Here is a 21391-nt window from a genome sequence, read left to right on the forward strand (position 1 = left end):
GGGGGTGCCCGCAAATGCCAGTGGCTTGTCGTCACGCTCGCCTTCCGCCAGCCAGGCGGACATTTCATGCCGCGCGGCTGGAGTGGCTCCGCTGATGCTCAGGGTCTCTTTAATCGGCGCAAACGGGGACCAGCACCATCACCATGGGGCCGCCTCCGACATTGGCGATGTTTCGGTTCTCCATGCGCGTGTGCTTGCACGGCTTGCCGTCCTTACCAAGAGGCGCCTTCCGCGTTGTAGACCGAGCTGGCGTGGCGGCGCGATCCTTATTTGGAAGAGAGACTGTGCAAACGCCATCATCGACCAAGCGAGTCAGCAAGGCGCGTGTCTCGTTCCGCAACCAGGCATCGGCCTTTGCCTTCCCGTCTTCGCGTTTTCGTTTGGAATATTCCCCTTCCATCGCGGCTTTCTGGGCGGGAGGAACGAGCTCGGGCGTACATCTCGGCGGGGCAGGGCGCGCGGGAGATGTCCCCTGCGCCAATAGAGCATCCGACATTCCCGCACATATAGCCATCAGCCCTAAGGCGGTGAGGGAGAGGCGAGACATGGGAAACGTCCTTTGCCTAATGGGCTGAGTAACTTAGGCCGCTAAATCTCCCTTCGGAAGCGGGTTGCAGACCTTTCGTCCCAAGTGGAGAGCATCCTGCCCGCGGTCGGTACCAGGGGGGGCGGGTCATTTGAGCCCCGCCTTCCCCGCCGCACGGCGAGGCGCCGCTTCAGGGAAGGCGGGCTGCGCGGGCCGGGTTTTCCGGGCCGGCGCCGCGCTCGGGCAGCTGCTCATTGAAGATCTTGCGGCTGACGAACTTCCATGCGCCATCGACCTTGCGCATGGAGTCCTCATAATGGCCGTAGCTGCCGATCGCGGGGCTGTGGCCGGGGCCATTATTGGCCACCTCGAACCAGTAGATGACGCCCTTCGCGGTGTCGCCATGCACATAGATCGCCTGATTGGTGATGAAGTGGCGCAGCACGACGGGTTTGCCCGAGCCATCGTCGCCATAATATTGCTTGATGGCTTCCTTGTAGATGCCGATCTCGCGGTAGATCGCCTCGGGGCCGACGGCTGTGCCCCGCGCCCATTCGAGCCGGCCTTCGGGTGCGAACAGGGCGGCGTAGGATTCCGCATCGCCCCAGTCGAGCGCCATCAGATACTCCGCCTCGAGCTGCATGATCGCCGCGCGATCGGCGGCATAGGCATCGCCCGCATCCTGTTGCTGGCCGGTTCCGGTGATCATTCGCTGGGCCTCCCCTGTTGTCGATGCGTGCCGCCAGATGAAATGACCGGGCTTTGCGCGCGCCTTACACCATGCCCGTAAAGCACAGAAAACCGGCACCTGCAAAGTGCTGGACAAAATCAACACGACGTTGGAAACCACGGGGGCGGACGGCACCGGGGGAGAAGACCCGGCGACTGTCCGCATTCTGGGAAGAGGAGATCATATGGCAATTGCACCCGTCACGGGGCAGGGGGCGCCGAAGGAAGGTACGCAAGCGCATAGCTGGCCATCCGCGCCGGCCGCTTATTATGGCCTCACGGTCATCATCATCGCGACATTCCTGAGTTTCTTCGACAGCACGGTGTTCGGCATGCTGGCCGAGCGCATCAAGATCGACTTCGGCCTGTCCGATACGCAGCTCGGCATCCTGGGCGGGCCCGCCAGCATCATCTTCTATGTCTTCGTCGGCATTCCGCTCGCGCGCCTCGTCGATCTCTATCCGCGCCGGATCATCCTCGCGATCAGTGCCGCGGTGACGGGCGGCGTGACGATGCTGAGCGGCCTTGCGCAGAATTTCGGCCAGTTCATCGCGGCGCGCATGCTGCTCGGCGCGGGCGGATCGGCCCATGCGCCCGGCTCCTATTCCCTCATCGTCGACATGTTCCGGCCCAAGCGCATCCCCATTTCCTTCGCCTTGCTGCAGCTCGGCTTCATCGGCGGGACCACGCTGGGCGTGTTCTTCGGCGGCATGATGATCGCGGCGACATCGCATTGGGAGCCGAGCCAGGTGATGGGGCTGCGCATCTTCGGCTGGCAGTGGATCCTCATCGGCCTTGGTCTTCTGTCCTTTCCGGCGGCGCTGCTCTTCCTGTTCATCAAGGAGCCCGGCCGTCGCCTCGCGCCGGTCGAGGCGGTGGTGGTGCCGGAAGCGGTGCCGCTGGGCCGCAAGGTGCTCACTTTCATGGGCTTCGATGCGCTCAAGGGCATCCGTGCCAAGGGCGTGGTCTATTATCCGCTGTTCTTCGCGCTCGCGCTCAGCGCGACGGAAAGCCAGGGCATCGGCTTCTGGCGCGTGCCTTTCCTGGTGCGCACCTACGGGCTGGACGAGGCGCGGATCGGCCAGGTGCTCGCACCGATGCTGCTGGTCGCGCAGCTCGTGGGGCTGGTGCTCGGCGGCGTCATGGTCTCCTGGTTCGCGCGCCGGCACAAGGACGCCAATGTCCGCACGGCGGCCATCTGCTTCACGGCGGTGACGGTCTGCACGCTCGCCGCGCCGCTGATGCCGAGCGGTGAGCTGGCCATGGGCGCCATGGCGATCGCCACCATGTTCGGTCTGGCCGGCGCGCCGGCGCAGAACGCGGCGATCCAGCGGGTGGCGCCGCAGGCGATGCGCGGGCAGGTGACCGCCTTCTATCTGTTCATGTTCACCTTCTTCGGTGCGATGGGCAGCTTCGTCATCGGCGCGGTCGCGCAATATGTGGTGGGGGATGAAGCGCGGCTCTGGCAGGCCATCTTCATCACCGCGCTGGTGCTGCTCCCGCTCGCCACGATCAGCATGTGGCGGGCCTGCAAACCCTATCGCGCGGAAATCGAGCGACTGGAGGCCGCCGAGGCGGCAATTGCCGCGCAAACCACGGAAACAGCCAAGGGGAGTTGACGACTCACCATCTCTTCCCGAAAGGATCATACATGCCCTTGGGCATGTCCGGCTCCCGGAGGCCGCGGCGCGTGCTGCGGCCTCCTCGCGGAGCACGCTGAGTTCTGGAAGAGGATTGCCATGACCGCCTATCCGTCCCTTCACATGATTATCGACGGTGAGGCCGTCACTGGCGGCGACCGCCGCACGCAGACCATCGTCAACCCCGCCACGGGCGAGACGCTGGGCGAATTGCCGCTCGCCGACACCGCCGATCTCGACCGGGCGCTCGAAACGGCGCAGCGCGGCTTCCAGCGCTGGCGCAACAGCACGCCGCAGGAACGGGCCGCCGTCCTCTCCGGCGCGGCGCGGCTGCTCATGGAGCGGCAGGAGACGCTGGCGCGCATCGCCACCATGGAGCAGGGCAAGACGCTGGCGGAATCCCGCATCGAAGTGATGATGGTCGCCGGCCTGTTCAATTTCTACGCGGGCGAGGTGTTCCGCCTCTATGGGCGCGCGCTGGTGCGTCCGGCCGGCACCCGCTCGACCGTTACTTATGAGCCCGTCGGTCCCGTCGCGGCCTTCTCCCCGTGGAATTTCCCGCTCGGCAATCCGGGCCGCAAGCTCGGCGCGCCGATCGCGGCGGGCTGCTCGGTCATCATGAAGTCGGCCGAAGAGACGCCGGCGTCCGTGCTTGGCGTGCTCCAGTGCCTGCTGGATGCCGGTCTTCCCAGCGACGTGGCGCAGGCCGTGTTCGGCGTGCCGGACGAAGTGTCGCGCTATCTGCTGGCCTCGCCCGTCATCCGCAAGCTCAGCTTCACCGGATCGACGGTGGTCGGCAAGCATCTCGCGAAGCTCGCCGCCGACGACCTCAAGCGCACGACGATGGAGCTTGGCGGCCACGGCCCGGTGCTCGTCTTCAACGATGTCGACGTCGACCGCGTCCTCGATGTGATGGTCGGGCACAAGTATCGCAATGCCGGGCAGGTCTGCGTTTCCCCCACGCGCTTCATCGTGCAGGAGGATGTCTACGAGACCTTCCGCGACGGCTTTGCCGAGCGCGCGAAGGCGCTGCGGGTCGGCAACGGCCTCGAGGACGGCATCCAGATGGGCCCGATGGCCAATGCCCGCCGCCCGGACGCGATGGAGCGGCTGATCGGCAGCGCCGTCGATGCCGGGGCGACGCTCAATGCCGGTGGCGAGCGGATCGGCAACCAGGGCTTCTTCTACGCGCCCTCCGTGCTGAGCGAGGTTCCGCTGGACGCCGAGATCATGAACGAGGAGCCCTTCGGCCCCGTCGCGCTCATCAATCCCTACCGCACGGCCGACGAGATGATCGCGGAAGCCAATCGCCTGCCTTACGGCCTTGCCGCCTATAGCTGGACCAACGACGTGAAGATGCAGCGCCGCATCGCCCGCGAGGTCGAGACCGGCATGCTCGGCATCAACAGCGTTGCCATCGGCGGCGCGGATTCGCCCTTCGGCGGCGTCAAATGGTCGGGTCACGGCCATGAGGACGGCCCGGAAGGCGTGCAGGCCTGCCTCGTCACCAAGGCGGTGCACGAGGGCTGAGGCCCGGCTTTCCATTCAGGAAACGCTGTCCGGGCCGGAGAGGCCAGGCCGCCTTGCAGGGGCAGGGCCGGCTCCGCCCGGGCAGACCAGTGAACTCAGGGGTTGCAGGAGAAAGACATGACCCACGCACTCAACACCGGTGGCGACCGGGGATATCTCAGGATCGCTACGGAGGAAGCCTTCGCCACGCCCGCGCAGCTCGACGCTTATCTCAAGCTCGTGCGCGAGGGACGGGCCGACAAGGCGACGACGTCGCTCTGGGGCTTTTACGGCACGTCGCCCTCCGAACGCTCGCAGTGGATCCGCGACCGGCTGGTCGATCTCGACGACCTGCGCCTGCAGGCGATGGACGAGACCGGCATCGACGTCGCCATTCTCTCCATGACCTCGCCCGGCGGCCAGGTGTTCGAGGCGGACGAGGCCAAGGCACTCGTGAGCGAAGCCAATGACGTGCTCAAGGATGCGTGCGAGCGCTACCCCACGCGCTATTATGGCATGATCTCGATCGTGCCGCAGGACCCGGCATGGTCCGTGGCGGAAATCCGTCGCGGCAAGGAGGAGCTGGGCTTCCGGGGTGTGATGGTCAACAGCCACACCAAGGGCCAGTATCTGGACGAGCCGCAGTTCGACCCCATCCTGCGCGCCTGCGCCGAACAGGACCTGCCGCTCTACATCCACCCGCAGTCCCCGCCGGACGGCATGATTGCCGGCATGGTGGAAGCCGGGCTCGATGGCGCCATCTTCGGCTTCGGCGTGGAGACGGGCTATCATCTGCTGCGCCTGCTCACCACCGGCGTGTTCGACCGCTATCCGAACCTGCAGGTGGTCGTCGGTCATGGCGGCGAGGCCATCCCGAACTGGCTGTTCCGCGTGGACTATATGCACAAGGCCGGCGTGCGCTCGCAGCGCTACGAGCGCCTGAAGCCGCTGCAGCACGACATGTTCCACTACATGCGCAACAATGTGCTCGTCACCACCAGCGGCATGGCCAGCGAGCCCACCATCAAGCTGTGCATGGAACAGCTCGGCGAGGACCGGGTGATGTACGCCATGGACTATCCCTATGAATATGTGGCGGACGAGGTGCGCGTGCACGACAATCTCGCCATCCCCTTCGCCCAGAAGAAGAAGCTGATGCAGACGAACGCCGAGCGAGTGTTCAAACTGTGAGCGACGCGCCCGCGGCGGCCCGGGTAACCGGGACGGCCTGGTATGCGCTGGCGCTGGTCGGCCTGACCAACGCCCTGTCGCTCCTGGATCGCAATATCCTTGCGATCCTGGCGCCGCGCATCAAGGCGGACCTGGCGATCGGCGACGCGGAGATGGGACTGCTTTACGGCACCGTCTTCGCATTGTTCTACGCCTTGTTCTCACTACCGCTCGGGCGCCTCGCGGACGGCTGGATCCGCACGCGGATCCTTGCCGTCGCCATTGCCTTCTGGTCCGTGGCGAGCGGCATGGCCGCTTTCGCCAACGGCTTTGCCATGCTGGCGATTTCCCGCCTCGGGGTCGGCATCGGCGAAGGGGCAACGGCGCCGGCCGGCACCTCGCTGCTGTTCGACTATTTCCCGCCCCGCCGGCGCGGTCTCGTCATGGGCGTCATCGCCTCGGCGATCGCGGTCGGCCTCGGCCTGTCCAACGTGCTGGGCGGCGTGGCGGCCGAATGGTGGGACAATCGCTATGCCGGCGGCGCCGCGCCGCTCGGCTTTTCCGGCTGGCAGTTCGCCTTCATGGTCGCGGCGGTGCCCGGCCTGATCCTTGCGATCCTGCTCTGGGGACTGCGGGAGCCGCAGCGCGGCGCGATGGACGGCATCGTCTCGCGGCCTGATCCAGCGCCGTTCCGGGCGAGCTTCGCGCTGCTCGGCTCGGTGACGCCGGGGCCGCATCTTCTTGCCCTCGGCACGCGCCGCGCCCCGGCCCGGCACTGGTCGGCGAACCTCGTCTTCATCGTCGGCGTCATCCTGCTCATGACGCTGATCGTGCAGGTGACCTCGGCCTTTTCGCCGCGCCCGTCGCTCAACTTCGGCGGCGCCGCGATCAATCCCCATGTCCTCCAGTGGGGCGTGATGGGCTTCGGCATGATCGTGATCTTCAATCTGCTGCAGGGCTTCGCGCTGGTCGATCCGCCAACCTACAAGCTCACCGTGGGGTCGCCCTCGCTGCTCATCGCCATCGCGGTCGGCACGATGCAGACGATCATCAATTACGGCGTGATGGGCTTCACGCCCACCTTCATCATGCAGACCTACGGCACGTCGCCGGCCGAGACCGGCGTCACCTTCGGCATGCTCTCGCTGGTCGTAGGGATCGTTGGCCCCATGCTGGCGGGGCCGCTGGCCGACTGGTTCGACAAGTCGATGCCTGCCACCGGGCGGGTCTATCTGACGCTGTTCGCGCTCGGCGTCTCGCCGCTGGTCGGCATCTGGACCTATCATGCGGCCGACACCACGGGCTTCTACACCCGCTTCGTGCTCTACAGCGTGATCCTCACCTGCTGGATGCCGCCGCTCTATTCATTGCTCTACGGTCTTGTGCTGCCCCGCATGCGCGGCATCACGGCCAGCACCTATCTCATCATCTCGACCATCTTCGGCCTCGGCATGGGGCCCTATCTGGTAGGCATGGTGTCCGATGCCACCGGCGGTAACCTGCGCACCGCGATCCTCAGCGTGAACTGGGTCGCGATCCCGATCGTCATCCTGCTGCTGGTGCTGGTGTTCCGGATTCGCAAGGACGAGGGGCTGAAGCTCGAGCGGGCGCGGGCGGGCGGCGAACCCGTCTGACCCGGCCCGGCCGGCCTGCGCGATCCTCTGGTTGACTTTGTTCGAAAAAGACCGCCTTGTAGCGGCCGATGGAGTCAATGCAGCGCACAGCCAAATCGTGCGCGCGGGGTGAGAGGAAAGACAGGCCAATGGTTGATGTCAGAACGGTCGACTATGTGATTGTCGGGGCCGGAAGCGCGGGCTGCGTGCTCGCCAACCGGCTCTCGGCGGATCGGCACACCGAAGTGGTCGTGCTCGAGGCGGGCGGCGACGATCGCCCCACGCGCGAGCTGAGCCAGTTCCGCTCCAACCTGATGATCCACATCCCGATCGGCTTCGGCAAGACACTCAACGATCCCAAGGTCAACTGGCTCTACGAAACCGAAGTGGACGAGGGCTCGGGCGGGCGCCCGCACAAATGGCCCAAGGGCAAGGTGCTGGGCGGCTCGTCCTCGCTGAACGGCCTGCTCTACGTGCGCGGCCAGTCCGCCGACTATGACGGCTGGCGCCAGATGGGCAATGAAGGCTGGGCCTGGGACGATGTGCTGCCCTATTTCAAGAAGAGCGAGGACCAGCAGCGCGGCGCCATCGAGGGGCACGGCACCGGCGGCGGCCTCTCCGTTTCCGATTTCCCCGAGCAGCACCCGGTCAGCAAGGCGCTGATCGATGCCTGCGTCCAGGCGGGCTATGGCTACAAGGACGACCTCAACGACGGCGACCAGGAAGGCACGAGCTGGTTCCAGATGACGGCCCGCAACGGCCGGCGCTGCTCGGCGGCGGTGGGCTTCCTCCATCCGGTGATGGATCGCCCAAACCTGACGGTCGAGCTCCGCGCCATGACCACGCGCATCCTGTTCGAAGGCAAGCGCGCCGTGGGCATCGAGTTCCGCCAGCACGACCGGGTGCGCCGGGTGATGGTCCGGCGGGAAGTGATCCTCTCGGCGGGCGCGGTGGAAAGCCCCAAGCTGCTCGAGATCTCGGGCGTGGGGCAGGGGGCGCTCGTCCAGTCGCTGGGCGTGCCGCTCGTCCATGAGCTGCCGGGCGTCGGCGAGAACCTGCAGGACCATTATATGATCGGTTGCCAGGCGCGTCTGAAGCCGGGCACGCCGTCGGTCAATTCCATGGCGAGCGGGCTGCCGCTGGTCGGCCAGATCCTCAAATATGGCTTCACGCGCAAGGGCCTGCTGTCCTACGCCGTGGCCCATGGCTGCACGTTCCTGCGCTCGCGCGAGGGGCTGGAGACGCCGGACATCCAGATCCACACCATGGCGGCCTCGATGGACCTCGAAGTGCTCAACGCGAAGCAGCAGCTCGCGCTGGAGAAGGAGCCGGGGCTCGCGTCCAATCCCTGCCAGCTTCGCCCGGAATCGCGCGGCTCGATCCATGCCCGCACGCCCGACGGCCTGGATGCGCCGAAGATCACGCCCAATTATCTCGCGGACCCGATCGACCAGCAGATGGCAGTGACGCAGCTCAAGATCATCCGGCACATCTGGCAGCAGCCGGCGATCAACAAATATCTGGCCGGGCCCGACCCCTTCGGCGAGACGGACGACCAGATGTTCCATTATGCGCAGGTCGCGGGCGGCACGCTCTATCATGCCGTGGGCACGTGCCGCATGGGCTCCGACCCCAAGGCGGTCGTGGATGCGCGCCTGCGCGTCCACGGCATCGAGGGCCTGCGCGTTATCGATGCCTCGGTCATGCCGAAGATCGTCTCCGGCAATACCAATGCCGCCTCGATCATGATCGGGGAGAAGGGATCGGAGATGATCCTGCAGGACGCGAAGGAACTGGCACCCGCCTGACCGGAGCCATGGACGGGGCGGGGACCGGCGTGTGTCGCCGGCCTTCCTGCCCCGCCGGTGCGTGCCGAACTCAGGCCGGCGCGGTCGTCTGCCCCGCCTCGACCGCGCGGAAGGCGTCGGCGATGAGCGCCACGGACTTCAGCCGGGCGTCGGGATCGAAAGCAGGGCTGTGGACGATCACTTCATCCACCTGCGTGCGCGCAATGAAGCGGGCGATGCCGCGCGCGACATCCTCCACCGACCCAAAGGCGCTGCATTGCAGGACATGGCCCAGCATCGCGCTCGCCGAGGGCGGCAGGCTGGCGACATAATTCTCGACCGGCGGCGGCAGCTTGCCCGGCCGGCCGGTGCGCAGCGCCACGAAATTCTGCATCATCGAACTGGCGATATATTCGGCCTCGGCCGTGGTGTCGGCCGCGACCGCGCTCAGCGCCGCGGCGGCATAAGGCTCACGCAGCCGGGCGGAGGGGCGGAAGTCCCGCCGGTAGATCATCAGCGCTTCATCGAGCTGGTCGGGCGCGAAATGGGACGCGAAGGCATAAGGCATGCCGAGCGCGGCGGCGAGCTGCGCGCCGAACAGGCTGGAGCCGAGAATCCACATCTCGATGTCCGCGCCACGTCCCGGCACCGCCAGGACGCCAAGATCCGGGTCGCCGGTGAAGTGCGCGCGCAACTCCACGACATTGCGGGGAAACTCCTCCGCCTCGGTCATGAAGTCGCGCCGCAGCGCGCGAGCGACGCGACTGTCCGCGCCGGGCGCGCGGCCAAGGCCGAGATCGACCCGGCCCGGAAAGAGCGCGTCGAGCGTGCCGAACTGCTCGGCAATGACGAGCGGGGAATGATTGGGAAGCATGATGCCGCCCGAGCCGATGCGCATGCGGCTGGTCGCGCGGCCTGCCTCGGCAATGATGAGCGAGGTGGCGGCGGCGGCCACGCCTTCCATCCCGTGATGCTCGGCGATCCAGTAGCGATGATAGCCATGCGCCTCGGCATGGGCAGCGAGCGGGCCGACGCGGCGGATGGCATCGGCACTGGTTTCGCCCTCGACGACATTGACGAGGTCCAGGAAGGAAAGCTTGGTCATTGGAGGAAGATGGGCGCTTCGGTAGCGCTTTGCAACGGGCTGGGCGCCGTGACGGGCAGCGGGCGGGATTGCGCGTATGCCATCCCCCCCGGACCGGCGCCCGGCCCCGTCAGGTCACGCGCCAGACCCAGAGCTTGATGCCCGCCTTGTAGCGCGCGCCGGAGCACAGAAAGATGCTGCGGTTCATCCAGTCATATTTGCCGATCGGTGCGATGAACTCGGGCACGGTGCGGAAATAATAGTCCGCCGGGTCGACATCCTCGCCGGCGCCCAGCCGCGCCATCACCTCGGGCGGGCCATGGCGCAGGCCGCGGTTGCGGATCTGGATGACGACATCGTCATCGGTGTGGAGCGCATAAATCGCGTCCGCCACCGTCACGCCGTCGCCGCGGGTGAGCTGCCAGTCCGACGCGCCGCCGACCAGCCGGCCGCGGATCAGCGGTCCTTCCACACGGCCGCCGGCGCGGATCGGGATGATCCGCCGGGTGCCGTCGACGGTCTCGCCGATGGGAATGGGCGGATCGAGATCGCCCTCGGCTTCATAGACGAACTCGAGGCCGGGAATGACGGCGCCTGCTGGAATCATGGCTTCTCTCCCTTGATCGACTTTATGGCCGCGCGGACGTCAGGCGCCCGCGCGGCGGTTGTTCGGTTTCGATGCCCGGAGGTCAGGCCGCGAGGCCGATCTCCTCGGCATTCGCCCAGTTGCCGTGCAGGCCGAAGCGCAGCGCGAAGGGCAGGTGAACCGTCGCGACCGGGCCTTTCTCGATGTCCAGCGCCTCGAAGATCAGCAGGTCGCTCTTGTGGTCGGCCAGGCGATTGCAGACCTGCACGATCCAGCCATCGCCTTCCGGCGCGTCCTTGCTGCGCGGGATGAATGCGGGCTCCTGCAGCGAGGAGGTCGGGCCGCACCACCAATGCTGCTCGGCGCCGGTCTGGTGATCCTTGAGGAACAGGCAGTTCATCAGGAAGCCGCCCGCGCTCCCGCCCTTGAGCTCCACCGGGCGCTTCATGTCCATTTCCAGCATCCAGCCGTAGCGATAGGGCAGGCCGGTCATCCGGTCATCGATGCGCGGGAACTCGCCCGCCGTCTCGGTGAGGCGCGTGACGCTGTCGAACTCGTCGCTGTTGGATGCCATGTCCACCGTCCAGCGGGTGAGCCGGCTCATCGCCTGCTGCGGATTGAACGGCGCGCCGTGGACGTCCGGGAAGAAGGGGAACATGTTGTTCTCCGCCTCGGGCACGTCGACATGGACTTTCGTGCCTTCCTGGAAGGCGTTCATCACATGGCTGGCGAAGCAGTTCTCCCGCTTGAACCAGCGGATGTCCTCCTGCTTGAGGTCCGCGCGGCGCGGAATGATGCCGAGATAGACCGGCAGGGTGGTGTCGAAGCCGAAGTGCGGCAGGCCCTTCTCCAGCCGGTCCCAGCTGCCGATGCTCGGGACGATGTGCAGGACCAGATAGTCCTTCGTTACGCCGAAATCATGCATCATGCAGTAATAGGGGACCTTGAACCACGCCTCGTAGATCAGCTCGCCGTCCGGGGAGATTTCATAGAGGCATACATCGTCCGTGCACAGGCCGCTGGCCGCATAGCCGATGGCGACCATGTTGCCGGTGAGCGGATCGACCTTGGGATGGGCCGTGAAGGTCTGGCCGGTCATCTTGCCGCCGAACTTCTCGAAGCCGAAGGTCTCCATCGTCGCCGGGTCCATGGTCAGCGAGGGGCTGTCCTCCTTCATCGCCCAGAGCTTGCCGGCGAAGACGAAGGCATTGGTGTTCGCGGTGGAGCGATACTCGCCCTTGACCGACTCGTCATCGGTCAGCGGATTGCGATAGGAGCCGAACAGGGCCTTGCCGGCGGCATTCTCCAGCTTCCACTTGTTGGTCTTCGCCCAGCGCTGCTTGATGTCGCACTGTCCATCGTGGATGTGGAAGCGCGTGATCATGCCGTCGCCGTTGAAGCTGATGTCGTCGCCCAGCCGCGGCGGGAATTGCGGGTCCGGCTGGACGCGGAAGAAGGCGCCGTTCAGCTCCGGCGGGATCGTGCCCTCATGCACCAGGTTCGGAATGTCGCACTCGATGCGCGAAGGGGCGTTGAAGCCGGTGAAGGCAGGGGTGTCGGGAAAATGTGCCATGGCTTGCTCCTCTCGCCAGTAATTGTATGCTACGCTTACGAAATCGACAAATTTCGGCTTCGGGTCAAGGAGGCTGCGGCGAGTCTTGGGGGAAAGAGAGTTGGAAGCAAGAGATAGACAGCATCTGGTTCAGGCCGCCGGCCTTGAATGCGCGGACGAAGCGCAGGCTCGTCCCGCGCGCGCCGCGGCGATCGAGGACCAGGGCGTCGGCGCGATCGACGACATCATCGGCTTCCATATCCGCCTCGCGCACGGCGCGACCTACCGTCACTTCACGGAAACCTTCAGCGAACTGGGGCTCACCCAGAAGATGGTGTCGGTCCTCTGGCTGATCGACGATCATCCGCACATCGCCCAGGCCGACATCGGGCGGCGCCTGCAGATGGACCGCGCAACCACCATGGCGATCGTGAATCGGCTGGAAGCGCGGGGCCTGCTGGTGCGCGGTGCCTCGACGCTCGACCGGCGCCGGCAGACGCTGACGCTGACCGATGACGGTCACGCGGCGCTCCTCGAGGCGCGCCGCTGCATCGACGCGCACGAATATTGGCTGAAATCCCGCTTCACCAAGCGCGAAGCAACGTTGCTCATTGAGCTGTTGCGCCGTATCCACGAATAGATTCGGGGCGTTGGTTGCCCGGAAACGAGGCAGCGCGCTCGGGGAGGGGATGAAGGGGTATGTCCGCAACGGATCCACGTGAGATCATCAACGAGTCGCCCATGTCGATCCGGCAGTGGATCGTCGTGGTGCTCATGATCTTGCTCAACGCGCTGGACGGCTTCGACGTCCTGTCGAGCGCGTTCGCGGCACCCGGCATCTCTCAGGAATGGGGCATCCCGCGCTCGGAACTGGGCGTCGTGCTTTCCGCCGAGCTGGTGGGCATGGGCTTCGGCTCGGTGCTGCTGGGCGGGCTGGCCGACAAGGCGGGCCGCAAGCTGGCCATGCTGCTTTGCCTCTTCGTCATGGCGATCGGCATGTACATGGCGCATGGGGCGGGCGATGTGTGGACGCTGACGATCTGGCGCTTCATCACCGGCCTCGGCATTGGCGGCATGCTGGCCGCGACCAACGCGGTCGTCGCCGAATCGACCAGCAAGGCATCGCGCAGCGTGGCGATGGCGCTCTATGTCATCGGTTATCCGCTCGGCGGCGTGATCGGCGGCTTCGCGGCGCAGAGCTGGCTGCTGGTCGATTATGACTGGCGCGCGGTCTTCATGTTCGGCGCGGTGGTCACGGCCGTGATGATCCCGCTCGTCTTCCTGCTGGTGCCCGAGACGCCGGCCTTCTACGCGGCCCGCAGGCCGGAAGGCGCTGTCGAGAAGATCAATCGCTCGCTGCGCACGCTGCGCCAGCGCACCATCGAGGCATTGCCGCCGCTGAAGCTGGAAGGCCCGCAGCCCAAGGTGACGGACATCCTGTCCCGCCCCGGCCTGCGCTCGGTGACCTGGCTGCTCGCGTTCGGCTACATGTTCCACACGCTGACTTTCTATTACATCCTGAAATTCGCCGTGCAGATCGTTGCGGATTCCGGCTTCACCCAGGCGCAGGCCGCCAGCACGCTCACCTGGGCGAATGTCGGTGGTGCCATCGGCGGTGCGCTGTTCGGCTTCCTGCTCAAGAAGTGGGACATCAAGGGCCCGACCATCGCGATGCTGCTGCTGGGCGTCTGCGCGGTCGCCTGGTTCGGCAGCGGGCATGGCGATCTTGCCGCGTGGCGCTTTGCCGGCTTCCTGTCGATGTTCTTCCTCAACGCCGCGATCGTGGGCTATTACGCCGCCTTCGCGCGGGGCTTCCCGGCTTATGCACGCGCGACCGGCACCGGCTTCGTGCTGGGCATCGGCCGGGCGGGCGCGGCAGGATCGCCGATCATCGCCGGCTTCCTGTTCGATGCGCTGGGCAAGGAGCAATTGCTGACGGTGTCGGTCATCATGAGCCTGGGTTCGGTCATGGCCGTCTTCATGCTGCTGTTCCTGCCGATGCGGGATGGCGACGCCGCGGCGGCTGTTACGGCTGCCGGCAAGAAGTAACACGCCTGTTCGGCGCTGCCGGTCGTCGGAGATTTTCGGGCGGCGGCAGTGCCTGGCACTCGTCCCGGATGGAATGGCGATCAGTGCCCCGTGGTGACGCGCAGCACTTCGTCCGGCCGGGCCAGCGCATAGAGGCTGAGGCCCGCCGCCTGTGCCCGTGCTGCCGCCATGCTGGTCGGCACGGAGATGGTGACGAGCATGGTCGCGCTGGCGCGCACGCTTTTCTCGACGATCTCGTAACTGCACCGCGCGGTGGACAGGATGAAGCCCTTCGCCATCGACTGGCCCGCGCGCGCCATGGCGCCGACCAGCTTGTCGAGCGCATTGTGCCGCCCGACATCCTCGCGCGCCGCCACGATTGCGCCGTCCGGCGCCACGAAGGCAGCGGCATGCATGCCGCCCGTCGCGCGATTGCCGGGCTGATGATCGCGCAGTGCCTCCAGCGCGCGGAAGATGGCGGCCGGGGCGATCGGCGCATGTGGCGGCACCGGGGGCAGGGGCTTGGCGATCGCTTCGAGATTGTCGATGCCGCACAGGCCGCAGCTTGATTCGGCGACGCGCGAGCGCACGCGGGCCTGCAGCGTCTCCAGAGCCAGCGAAGTGATGGTGGCGCGCGCGATCCAGCCCTTGTCCGTCTCGGCAAGGTCGATGCCGGTGACGTCCGTAGCGGTGGGGGCCAGTCCTTCGGTCAGCGCGAAGCCGGTGACGAAATCCTCCAGATCGCTGGGGCTCGCCATCATCACGGCATAGGAAAGGCCGTTATATTCGAGCGCGACCGGAATCTCCGGCGCGAACGGCCGTTCTACGGGGCGGCTGGACCCGTCCGGCCGAAGGGCGACGAGGTCAGCCGGCGTCGTTATAGCCAGGATCGTTCTCATCCGCGCTCGCGAATTCGGTGGCCCGCGTCATGTGCGGCACCGGCCCGTCCACCATGGCGATGGCACGCGCGGCGAGCGGCGACAGGTCGGCCGGGTCGACAGCCTTGATGCCCGCGAGCATCCGCGGGTCCCAATACATCTTGATATGATCGGCAGTGGCCATGGCCGCCTGATCGTGGCCCAACGCTTCAAAGTTCCGCGCGATCTGGTTCGCCATGTAGATGAGGCGGCCGGGTTCCATCTCGCCTTACTCCGCTGCTTCAGCCGTGAGGCTGGCCACGATCCGCCGTGAGCGCTCGGACCAGCTGTTGTAATCCTCCTGCCAGTCGGTCGGGCCGTTGGACGGGGTGATCTGCACGGCCGTCACCTTGTATTCGGGGCAGTTGGTGGCCCAGTCCGAATATTCGGTGGTGACGACATTGGCCTGCGTCGCAGGGTGGTGGAAGGTGGTGTAAACCACGCCCGGTGCAACGCGCTCCGTGATCGTCGCCCGCAGGGTCGTCTCGCCGGTGCGGCTGGAGAGCTTCACCCAGTCGCCATCCTTGAGGCCGCGATTCTCGGCGTCGGTCGGATGGATTTCCAGCAGATCCTCCGGGTGCCAGGCCGTGTTGCCGGTGCGCCGGGTCTGCGCGCCGACATTATACTGGCTGAGGATGCGCCCGGTGGTGAGCAGCAGCGGGAAGCGCGGGCCGGTCTTCTCGTCGGTCGGCACATAGTCAGTCACGACGAACTTGCCCTTGCCGCGTACAAAGCCATCGACGTGCATGATCGGCGAGCCTTCATGCGTGTCGTCCTTGACCGGCCATTGCAGCGATCCCTCGCGCTCCAGACGCGCCCAGGACACGCCCGCGAAGGACGGGGTAAGACGCGCGATCTCGGCCAGGATCTGGCTCGGGTGCGTGTAGGTCCAGCCCAGATCGAGCGCATTGGCGAGCAACTGCGTGACTTCCCAGTCGGCATAGCCGTTGGCGGGCTCCATCACCTTGCGGACCGGCTGAATGCGCCGCTCGGCATTGGTGAAGGTGCCATCCTTCTCGAGGAAGGTGGAGCCGGGCAGGAAGATGTGCGCGTAGTTCGCCGTTTCGTTCAGGAAGAGGTCCTGGACGATCACGCACTCCATGGCCTTGAGGCCAGCCGCGACATGCACGGTGTTGGGATCGGACTGAAGAATATCCTCGCCCTGAATGTAAATCGCGCGGAACGAGCCGTCGAGCGCGGCATCCAGCATGTTGGGGATGCGCAGGCCCGGCTCGGAATCGAGCGTGACGCCCCAATCCGCCTCGAAGAGCTTGCGCGTCTCTTCATCGCTGATGTGGCGATAGCCGGAGAGTTCGTGCGGGAAGCTGCCCATGTCGCAGGCGCCCTGCACGTTGTTCTGGCCGCGCAGCGGGTTCACGCCCACGCCCCGGCGGCCGATATTGCCGGTCACCATGGCGAGGTTGGCAATGGCCATGACGGTCGAGCTGCCCTGGCTGTGCTCCGTGACGCCAAGGCCATAATAGATGGCGCCGTTGCCGCCGGTCGCGAACAGGCGGGCCGCGCCGCGCAGTTCCTCGGCGGGCACGCGGGTGACCGGCTCCAGAACCTCGGGGCTGTTGCGCTCCTGCGAAACAAAGGCCGCCCAGTCCTGATACTCGTCCCAGTCGCAACGCTCGCGGATGAACGCTTCGTCGGCCAGGCCTTCGGTCACGATGACATGCGCCATGGCGGTGAGCACGGCGACGTTGGTGCCGGGCTGCAGCGCGAGATGATGCTGCGCCTCGATATGCGGCGACTTGACCATGTCGGTGCGGCGCGGATCGATGACGATCAGCCTGGCGCCCTGGCGCAGGCGGCGCTTCATGCGGCTCGCGAACACCGGGTGCCCGTCCGTCGGGTTGGCACCGATGATGAGGATCACGTCGCTGTCCATCACGCTGTCGAAATCCTGCGTGCCGGCCGAGGTGCCGAAGGTGGTCTTCAGGCCGTAACCGGTCGGCGAGTGGCAGACGCGCGCGCAGGTATCCACATTGTTCGCGCCGAAGCCGGCACGGATCAGCTTCTGGACGAGGAAGGTCTCCTCATTGGTGCAGCGCGAGGAGGTGATGCCACCCAGCGCGCGGGCGCCATGCTCCGCCTTGATGCGCTTCAGTTCGGAGGCGGCATAGCCGATCGCTTCCTCCCAGCTCACCACTTGCCAGGGATCGTCCACGGACTTGCGGATCATCGGCTCGGTGATGCGGTCCTGATGGTTGGCATAGCCCCAGGCGAAGCGGCCCTTGACGCAGCTGTGGCCGCGATTGGCCTTGCCGTCCTTCCAGGGAACCATGCGCACGAGCTGTTCGCCGCGCATTTCCGCGCGGAACGTGCAGCCCACGCCGCAATAAGCGCAGGTGGTGACGACGGCGCGCTCGGGCTTGCCGATCTCGCGCATCGTCTTTTCCTGCAGCGTGCCGGTGGGGCAAGCCTGCACGCAGGCGCCGCAGGAGACGCACTCGGAGGAGAGGAAATCGTCGCTGGCAACGCCGGCGGACACCATGGAGCCGAAGCCCCGGCCCTCGATGGTCAGGGCGAACGTGCCCTGCACTTCGTCACAGGCGCGCACGCAGCGCGAGCAGACGATGCACTTGGACGGATCGAAATCGAAATAGGGATTGGACTCGTCGGTCGCGAGGCCGAGATGGCTCTCGCCCTCATAGCCGTACCGCACGTCGCGCAGGCCCACGGCGGCGGCATTGTCCTGCAGCTCGCAATCGCCATTGTCCGAGCAGGTGAGGCAATCGAGCGGGTGATCGGAAATATAGAGTTCCATCACGCCCTTGCGCAGCTTCTGCAAGCGCGGGGTCTGCGTGTGGACGTTCATCCCTTCCATGGCGGGCGTGGTGCAGCTTGCCGGGGTGCCGCGCATGCCGTCCACTTCCACCAGGCACAGGCGGCAGGAGCCGAAGCTCTTCACATTGTCCGTGGCGCACAGCTTGGGGATGGAGCCGCCGCATTCGGCGGCCGCGCGCATCACGCTCGTGCCCTCGGGCACGGTGACCGAGCGCCCGTCAATGGTCAGGGTGACCAGCTTTTCCGATGTGGAGGCGGGAGTTCCGAAGTCGGCTTGCGGTTCATAGCCCATGGCGTTCAACTCTCTCGAGGTCAGCAGCGGTGTTTATGTTAACAGGTTCGCGCGCCAGTTGCACGGCACGCGCTCCAATGCGGGATGCGAAGGCCTTCATGGAATGGGTTCCGTTCCCGTCCAGTATCGCGAGCGCGTCGGCGGCCGCCGCGGCGGGCCAGAGGCCGATGACCGGCAGGCTCTCCACATAAGCTGGGTAAGGGAACAGGCGCTTCAAGAGGTCTTGCGGCAAGTCGATGGCATCGCACGGCACGCTCAGCACGGCCGGCAAGCCACGCGCCTGTGCTTCGAGCAGCGCGGCGGCGAGGCCACCGAGCGGGCCCATGCCGGCGGCGGGCTGGTCCGGAACGGTGGACATTCCGTCATGCGTGCGGCCGCAGACGATGACCTGTCCGCAATGAGTGGCGAGATTGTCCAGGGCATGATCGATGAGCGGGCGGCCATGAAAGCGGGCGAGCGCCTTGTCGCTGCCGAAGCGCGTCGACCTGCCGCCAGCGATCACGGCGCCGAGCACGGCGCTGCGATCGATACCGAGCAGGCCGGCGCAGCAGCTCATTCGGCCGCTTCCGCCATGCGGGTCACGCCGAAATCCTCCGGCCAGTGCCGCAGTGCGCTGAGCACCGGATAAGGCGTGAAGCCGCCCAGCGCGCAGAGCGAGCCGAACTTCATCGTCTCGCACAGATCCTCGAGCAGCGTGATCTCGTCTTCCAGCGCGCGGGCGCTGCGCGGCGCATTGTGCATCTGGGGAAGAGCCTCGACGGTATCGCGTCCGCGCGGCGCACGGGCGAGGATGCGGTCGATCAGCTCCTTGCCGCGCGTCGAGCCGATGCGGCAGGGCGTGCACTTGCCGCAGCTTTCCACTGCGCAGAATTCCATGGCGAAGCGGGCCATTCCAGCCAGATCGGCGGTATCGTCGAACACGCAGATGCCGCCATGGCCGATCAGCGCGTCGACAGCGGCATAAGCTTCATAATCGAAGGGAATGTCGAACTGGTCGGGGTGGATATAGGCGCCGAGCGGGCCGCCGACCTGCACGGCCTTCACCGGGCGTCCGCTGGCCGTGCCGCCGCCGATCTCGTTGACGAGCGTGCCGAGCGAGATGCCGAAGGCCGTCTCGAACAGGCCGCCATGCTTCACATTGCCCGCGAGCTGAATCGGCATGGTCCCGCGCGAGCGGCCGAGCCCGTAATCCGCATAGAATGTCGCGCCGTCGGCCAGGATGTGCGTCACCGCGCAGAGCGACAGGAGATTGTTGACCACGGTGGGCTTGCCGAACAGGCCCTCCAGAGCGGGCAGCGGCGGCTTGGCGCGCACTTCGCCGCGCTTGCCTTCCAGGCTGTTGAGCAGCGAGGTCTCCTCGCCGCAGACATAGGCGCCGGCGCCCTCGCGCACTTCCAGATGGAACGGGGCGATGATGTGGGCGCTCTTGTGGATCGCCTGCTCAAGCTTGGCGATGGCGTGCGGATATTCGGAACGGACGTAGATATAGCCCTTGCTCGCACCCACCGCGAAGCCGGCGATCGCCATGCCCTCGATGAGCTGATAGGGGTCGCCCTCCATGATCATGCGGTCGGCGAATGTCGCGCTGTCGCCTTCGTCGGCATTGCAGACGATATATTTCTGATCCGCCCTGGCAGCGGCGACGGTGCGCCACTTGATGCCGGTGGGGAAGCCGGCGCCGCCGCGACCGCGCAGGCCGGACGCCACCACTTCCTCGATCGTCGCTTCCGGGCCCAGCTCACGTGCGCGGCCCAGGCCTTTCCAGCCGTCGGTCGCTTCATAGTCATCGAGGCTGAGCGGGCGCGTCTTGCCGGCGCGCGCGAAGGTCAGGCGCTGCTGCGCGACAATGAAGGGATGCGCCGCGACCGGCCCGATGCAGAGCGCGTCCGCGCCGCCATCAAGGATGGCCTGCACGTCGGCCGGCGTCACGGGGCCGAAGCCGACGCCGTTCACTTCCACCAGCGGTTCCAGCCAGTGCATGCCCCAGCTCGACACGCGCTCCACGGCGGCGCCGGCTTTCTCGAATGCAGCGGCGACGTCGTCCGCGCCGCAGGCAAGCGCCAGCGCGTCATCGGAAATGCGCACGGTCATCATCACGCCATCTCCCCGATCAGCGCCGTCAGCTTCGCGCTGTCCAGCCGGGCATGGACGGTCTTGCCGACCATCGCATTGGGCCCCACAGTGCACAGGCCGAGGCAATAAACGGTTTCCACCGCCACGCGATCGCCCGCTACAGCTTCCGCCGCGCCCACGAGCGCCTCGACGCCGCGCGACTTGCAGGCTTCCGCCCGGCAGAGCTTGAGCACCGGCTTGCCTGCCGGCTCGCTGCGGAAATCATGATAGAAGCTCACCACGCCATGCACTTCGGCGCGGCTGAGATTCAGCGCGCCGGCGATCCGCCGCTTGGCTTCCTCGCTGACATGGCCGAACTCGGCCTGGATGTCGTGCAGGATGGGAAGGAGAGGGCCTTCGCGGCGGCTATGGCTCGCGATGATCTCGTCCAGCCGGTCGGCCTTGCCGTCATTCACGCGCGCATCTCCCAGACTTTCTCTCGTAAAATTCGTTTGTCTTACTGCCTATTTTTTGCGCCGCTGGCAAGGGCAAAGCGCAGCATTGCGCCGGGATGTTGCTGCGCGAAACGCTGCGGAATCGGGGCGACGGAAGGCGTGCTCAGCCGGTGCGGCGGCCGAAGGTGCGCGGGGCGGTGCCGAAGGTTACGGGCCGCGTTCCGGCCAAGCCGGGCATCGGGGGGCGCGGGGTGCCCGAGGGCGGGGCTGCGGACTCGAGAAGCGCCAGCGTCTCGTTGAAGCAGCCGCGCAGCATGGCGACTTCGCCGCCCACTTCGCTCGGCGCGAGCCGCTGCTCGACGCAGCGACGGGCCGTCTGCTCGATCGATTCGGCAATGCCGCCCAGGCGTCGCGCGCCGAACTGGAGCGATTCGCCCTTCAGCGTGTGCGCCGGAATCACCATCGCGGCAGCATTGCCCTGCGTGAAGGCCTCCTCGATGGCGCGGATGGACCGCGCGCCATCCTCGCGGAAATAGCCCAGGATGCGCGCCATGCCCGCACCCATGACGGCACGCGCCTGCGCCAGCTCGGACTGGTCTACCAGTGGTGTCTCATAATGAAAGGACATGGCCTGCATCCTATCCCAAGGCATCCCGGA

Annotated in this window: 18 protein-coding genes; 7 read left to right on the top strand and 11 right to left on the bottom strand. The window is 66.4% G+C overall.

All coding sequences use genetic code 11. The annotated features are described in order from the left end of the window. Positions 1–716 precede the first annotated feature (716 nt). Complete coding sequence (locus HNP60_RS05935; protein WP_184151398.1) at positions 717–1235, bottom strand: nuclear transport factor 2 family protein; 519 nt, start codon at positions 1233–1235, stop codon at positions 717–719. A 205-nt stretch (positions 1236–1440) separates the two neighbouring features. On the opposite strand from HNP60_RS05935, the gene HNP60_RS05940 reads away from it, so the two are divergent. The 5 genes from HNP60_RS05940 to HNP60_RS05960 all read left to right on the top strand — a co-directional run bounded on the left by HNP60_RS05940 (position 1441) and on the right by HNP60_RS05960 (position 8995). Then, positions 1441–2874, top strand: a complete 1434-nt coding sequence (locus tag HNP60_RS05940; RefSeq protein ID WP_184151401.1) for an MFS transporter — start codon at positions 1441–1443, stop codon at positions 2872–2874. Positions 2875–2994: 120 nt separating this feature from the next. Then, positions 2995–4425 carry an NAD-dependent succinate-semialdehyde dehydrogenase gene (locus HNP60_RS05945; RefSeq protein WP_184151404.1) on the top strand — a complete coding sequence of 477 codons (1431 nt, stop codon included), beginning with the start codon at positions 2995–2997 and terminating at the stop codon, positions 4423–4425. 117 nt (positions 4426–4542) lie between these two features. Further along, a complete protein-coding gene (locus HNP60_RS05950) occupies positions 4543–5595 on the top strand; it encodes an amidohydrolase family protein (RefSeq protein ID WP_184151407.1) in 1053 nt (350 codons plus the stop codon). Further along, entirely contained in the window at positions 5592–7208 is a 1617-nt protein-coding gene (locus HNP60_RS05955) for an MFS transporter (protein WP_184151410.1), read from the top strand. The genes HNP60_RS05950 and HNP60_RS05955 overlap by 4 nt, the downstream gene beginning before the upstream one ends. Positions 7209–7336: 128 nt before the next feature. Next, complete coding sequence (locus HNP60_RS05960) at positions 7337–8995, top strand: GMC family oxidoreductase (protein ID WP_184151413.1); 1659 nt, start codon at positions 7337–7339, stop codon at positions 8993–8995. A 70-nt stretch (positions 8996–9065) separates the two neighbouring features. Here HNP60_RS05960 and HNP60_RS05965 read toward each other — a convergent pair whose 3' ends face one another. The 3 genes from HNP60_RS05965 to HNP60_RS05975 all read right to left on the bottom strand — a co-directional run bounded on the left by HNP60_RS05965 (position 9066) and on the right by HNP60_RS05975 (position 12217). Continuing rightward, positions 9066–10079: an LLM class flavin-dependent oxidoreductase gene (locus HNP60_RS05965; protein WP_184151416.1), complete on the bottom strand. Its 1014-nt coding sequence runs from the start codon at positions 10077–10079 to the stop codon at positions 9066–9068. Positions 10080–10188: 109 nt separating this feature from the next. After that, on the bottom strand, positions 10189–10665 hold the full coding sequence (locus HNP60_RS05970) for a DUF3237 domain-containing protein (RefSeq protein ID WP_014075611.1): 477 nt from the start codon (positions 10663–10665) through the stop codon (positions 10189–10191). A gap of 82 nt (positions 10666–10747) precedes the next feature. After that, positions 10748–12217 (bottom strand): lignostilbene-alpha,beta-dioxygenase, encoded by a 1470-nt coding sequence (locus HNP60_RS05975; protein WP_014075612.1) that lies wholly within the window; start codon positions 12215–12217, stop codon positions 10748–10750. A 22-nt stretch (positions 12218–12239) separates the two neighbouring features. Here HNP60_RS05975 and HNP60_RS05980 point away from each other — a divergent pair, with 22 nt between their 5' ends. Together HNP60_RS05980 and HNP60_RS05985 are read left to right on the top strand one after the other, a co-directional pair. Beyond that, positions 12240–12836: a Saro_0803 family transcriptional regulator gene (locus HNP60_RS05980; protein ID WP_260394735.1), complete on the top strand. Its 597-nt coding sequence runs from the start codon at positions 12240–12242 to the stop codon at positions 12834–12836. 59 nt (positions 12837–12895) lie between these two features. After that, positions 12896–14245 (top strand): MFS transporter, encoded by a 1350-nt coding sequence (locus tag HNP60_RS05985; protein WP_184151419.1) that lies wholly within the window; start codon positions 12896–12898, stop codon positions 14243–14245. An 80-nt stretch (positions 14246–14325) separates the two neighbouring features. Here HNP60_RS05985 and fdhD read toward each other — a convergent pair whose 3' ends face one another. The 7 genes from fdhD to HNP60_RS06020 form a co-directional block, all read right to left on the bottom strand. Next, entirely contained in the window at positions 14326–15123 is a 798-nt protein-coding gene (fdhD, locus tag HNP60_RS05990; RefSeq protein WP_184151422.1) for a formate dehydrogenase accessory sulfurtransferase FdhD, read from the bottom strand. Then, positions 15089–15364, bottom strand: a complete 276-nt coding sequence (locus tag HNP60_RS05995; protein ID WP_184151425.1) for a formate dehydrogenase subunit delta — start codon at positions 15362–15364, stop codon at positions 15089–15091. Before HNP60_RS05995 ends, fdhD begins: the two co-directional genes overlap by 35 nt. Before the next feature lie 6 nt (positions 15365–15370). Beyond that, entirely contained in the window at positions 15371–18226 is a 2856-nt protein-coding gene (gene fdhF / locus HNP60_RS06000) for a formate dehydrogenase subunit alpha (protein ID WP_184151428.1), read from the bottom strand. Next, complete coding sequence (mobA, locus tag HNP60_RS06005) at positions 18216–18782, bottom strand: molybdenum cofactor guanylyltransferase (RefSeq protein ID WP_184151430.1); 567 nt, start codon at positions 18780–18782, stop codon at positions 18216–18218. The genes fdhF and mobA overlap by 11 nt, the downstream gene beginning before the upstream one ends. After that, complete coding sequence (locus HNP60_RS06010) at positions 18779–20320, bottom strand: NADH-ubiquinone oxidoreductase-F iron-sulfur binding region domain-containing protein (RefSeq protein WP_184151433.1); 1542 nt, start codon at positions 20318–20320, stop codon at positions 18779–18781. The genes mobA and HNP60_RS06010 overlap by 4 nt, the downstream gene beginning before the upstream one ends. Further along, a complete protein-coding gene (locus HNP60_RS06015; protein ID WP_184151436.1) occupies positions 20320–20754 on the bottom strand; it encodes an NAD(P)H-dependent oxidoreductase subunit E in 435 nt (144 codons plus the stop codon). Before HNP60_RS06015 ends, HNP60_RS06010 begins: the two co-directional genes overlap by 1 nt. A gap of 142 nt (positions 20755–20896) precedes the next feature. Then, complete coding sequence (locus tag HNP60_RS06020; protein WP_184151439.1) at positions 20897–21361, bottom strand: Hpt domain-containing protein; 465 nt, start codon at positions 21359–21361, stop codon at positions 20897–20899. Between the last annotated feature and the right edge of the window lie 30 nt (positions 21362–21391).

This window comes from Sphingobium lignivorans, assembly GCF_014203955.1.
Lineage (GTDB): Bacteria > Pseudomonadota > Alphaproteobacteria > Sphingomonadales > Sphingomonadaceae > Sphingobium > Sphingobium lignivorans.

Coding starts and splice junctions, on each gene's coding strand:
- HNP60_RS05935 (WP_184151398.1), bottom strand. CDS start 1,235: ATGATCACCGGAACCGGCCAGCAACAGGATGCGGGCGATGCCTATGCC.
- HNP60_RS05940 (WP_184151401.1), top strand. CDS start 1,441: ATGGCAATTGCACCCGTCACGGGGCAGGGGGCGCCGAAGGAAGGTACG.
- HNP60_RS05945 (WP_184151404.1), top strand. CDS start 2,995: ATGACCGCCTATCCGTCCCTTCACATGATTATCGACGGTGAGGCCGTC.
- HNP60_RS05950 (WP_184151407.1), top strand. CDS start 4,543: ATGACCCACGCACTCAACACCGGTGGCGACCGGGGATATCTCAGGATC.
- HNP60_RS05960 (WP_184151413.1), top strand. CDS start 7,337: ATGGTTGATGTCAGAACGGTCGACTATGTGATTGTCGGGGCCGGAAGC.
- HNP60_RS05965 (WP_184151416.1), bottom strand. CDS start 10,079: ATGACCAAGCTTTCCTTCCTGGACCTCGTCAATGTCGTCGAGGGCGAA.
- HNP60_RS05970 (WP_014075611.1), bottom strand. CDS start 10,665: ATGATTCCAGCAGGCGCCGTCATTCCCGGCCTCGAGTTCGTCTATGAA.
- HNP60_RS05975 (WP_014075612.1), bottom strand. CDS start 12,217: ATGGCACATTTTCCCGACACCCCTGCCTTCACCGGCTTCAACGCCCCT.
- HNP60_RS05985 (WP_184151419.1), top strand. CDS start 12,896: ATGTCCGCAACGGATCCACGTGAGATCATCAACGAGTCGCCCATGTCG.
- fdhD (WP_184151422.1), bottom strand. CDS start 15,123: ATGAGAACGATCCTGGCTATAACGACGCCGGCTGACCTCGTCGCCCTT.
- HNP60_RS05995 (WP_184151425.1), bottom strand. CDS start 15,364: ATGGAACCCGGCCGCCTCATCTACATGGCGAACCAGATCGCGCGGAAC.
- fdhF (WP_184151428.1), bottom strand. CDS start 18,226: ATGGGCTATGAACCGCAAGCCGACTTCGGAACTCCCGCCTCCACATCG.
- mobA (WP_184151430.1), bottom strand. CDS start 18,782: ATGAGCTGCTGCGCCGGCCTGCTCGGTATCGATCGCAGCGCCGTGCTC.
- HNP60_RS06010 (WP_184151433.1), bottom strand. CDS start 20,320: ATGATGACCGTGCGCATTTCCGATGACGCGCTGGCGCTTGCCTGCGGC.
- HNP60_RS06020 (WP_184151439.1), bottom strand. CDS start 21,361: ATGTCCTTTCATTATGAGACACCACTGGTAGACCAGTCCGAGCTGGCG.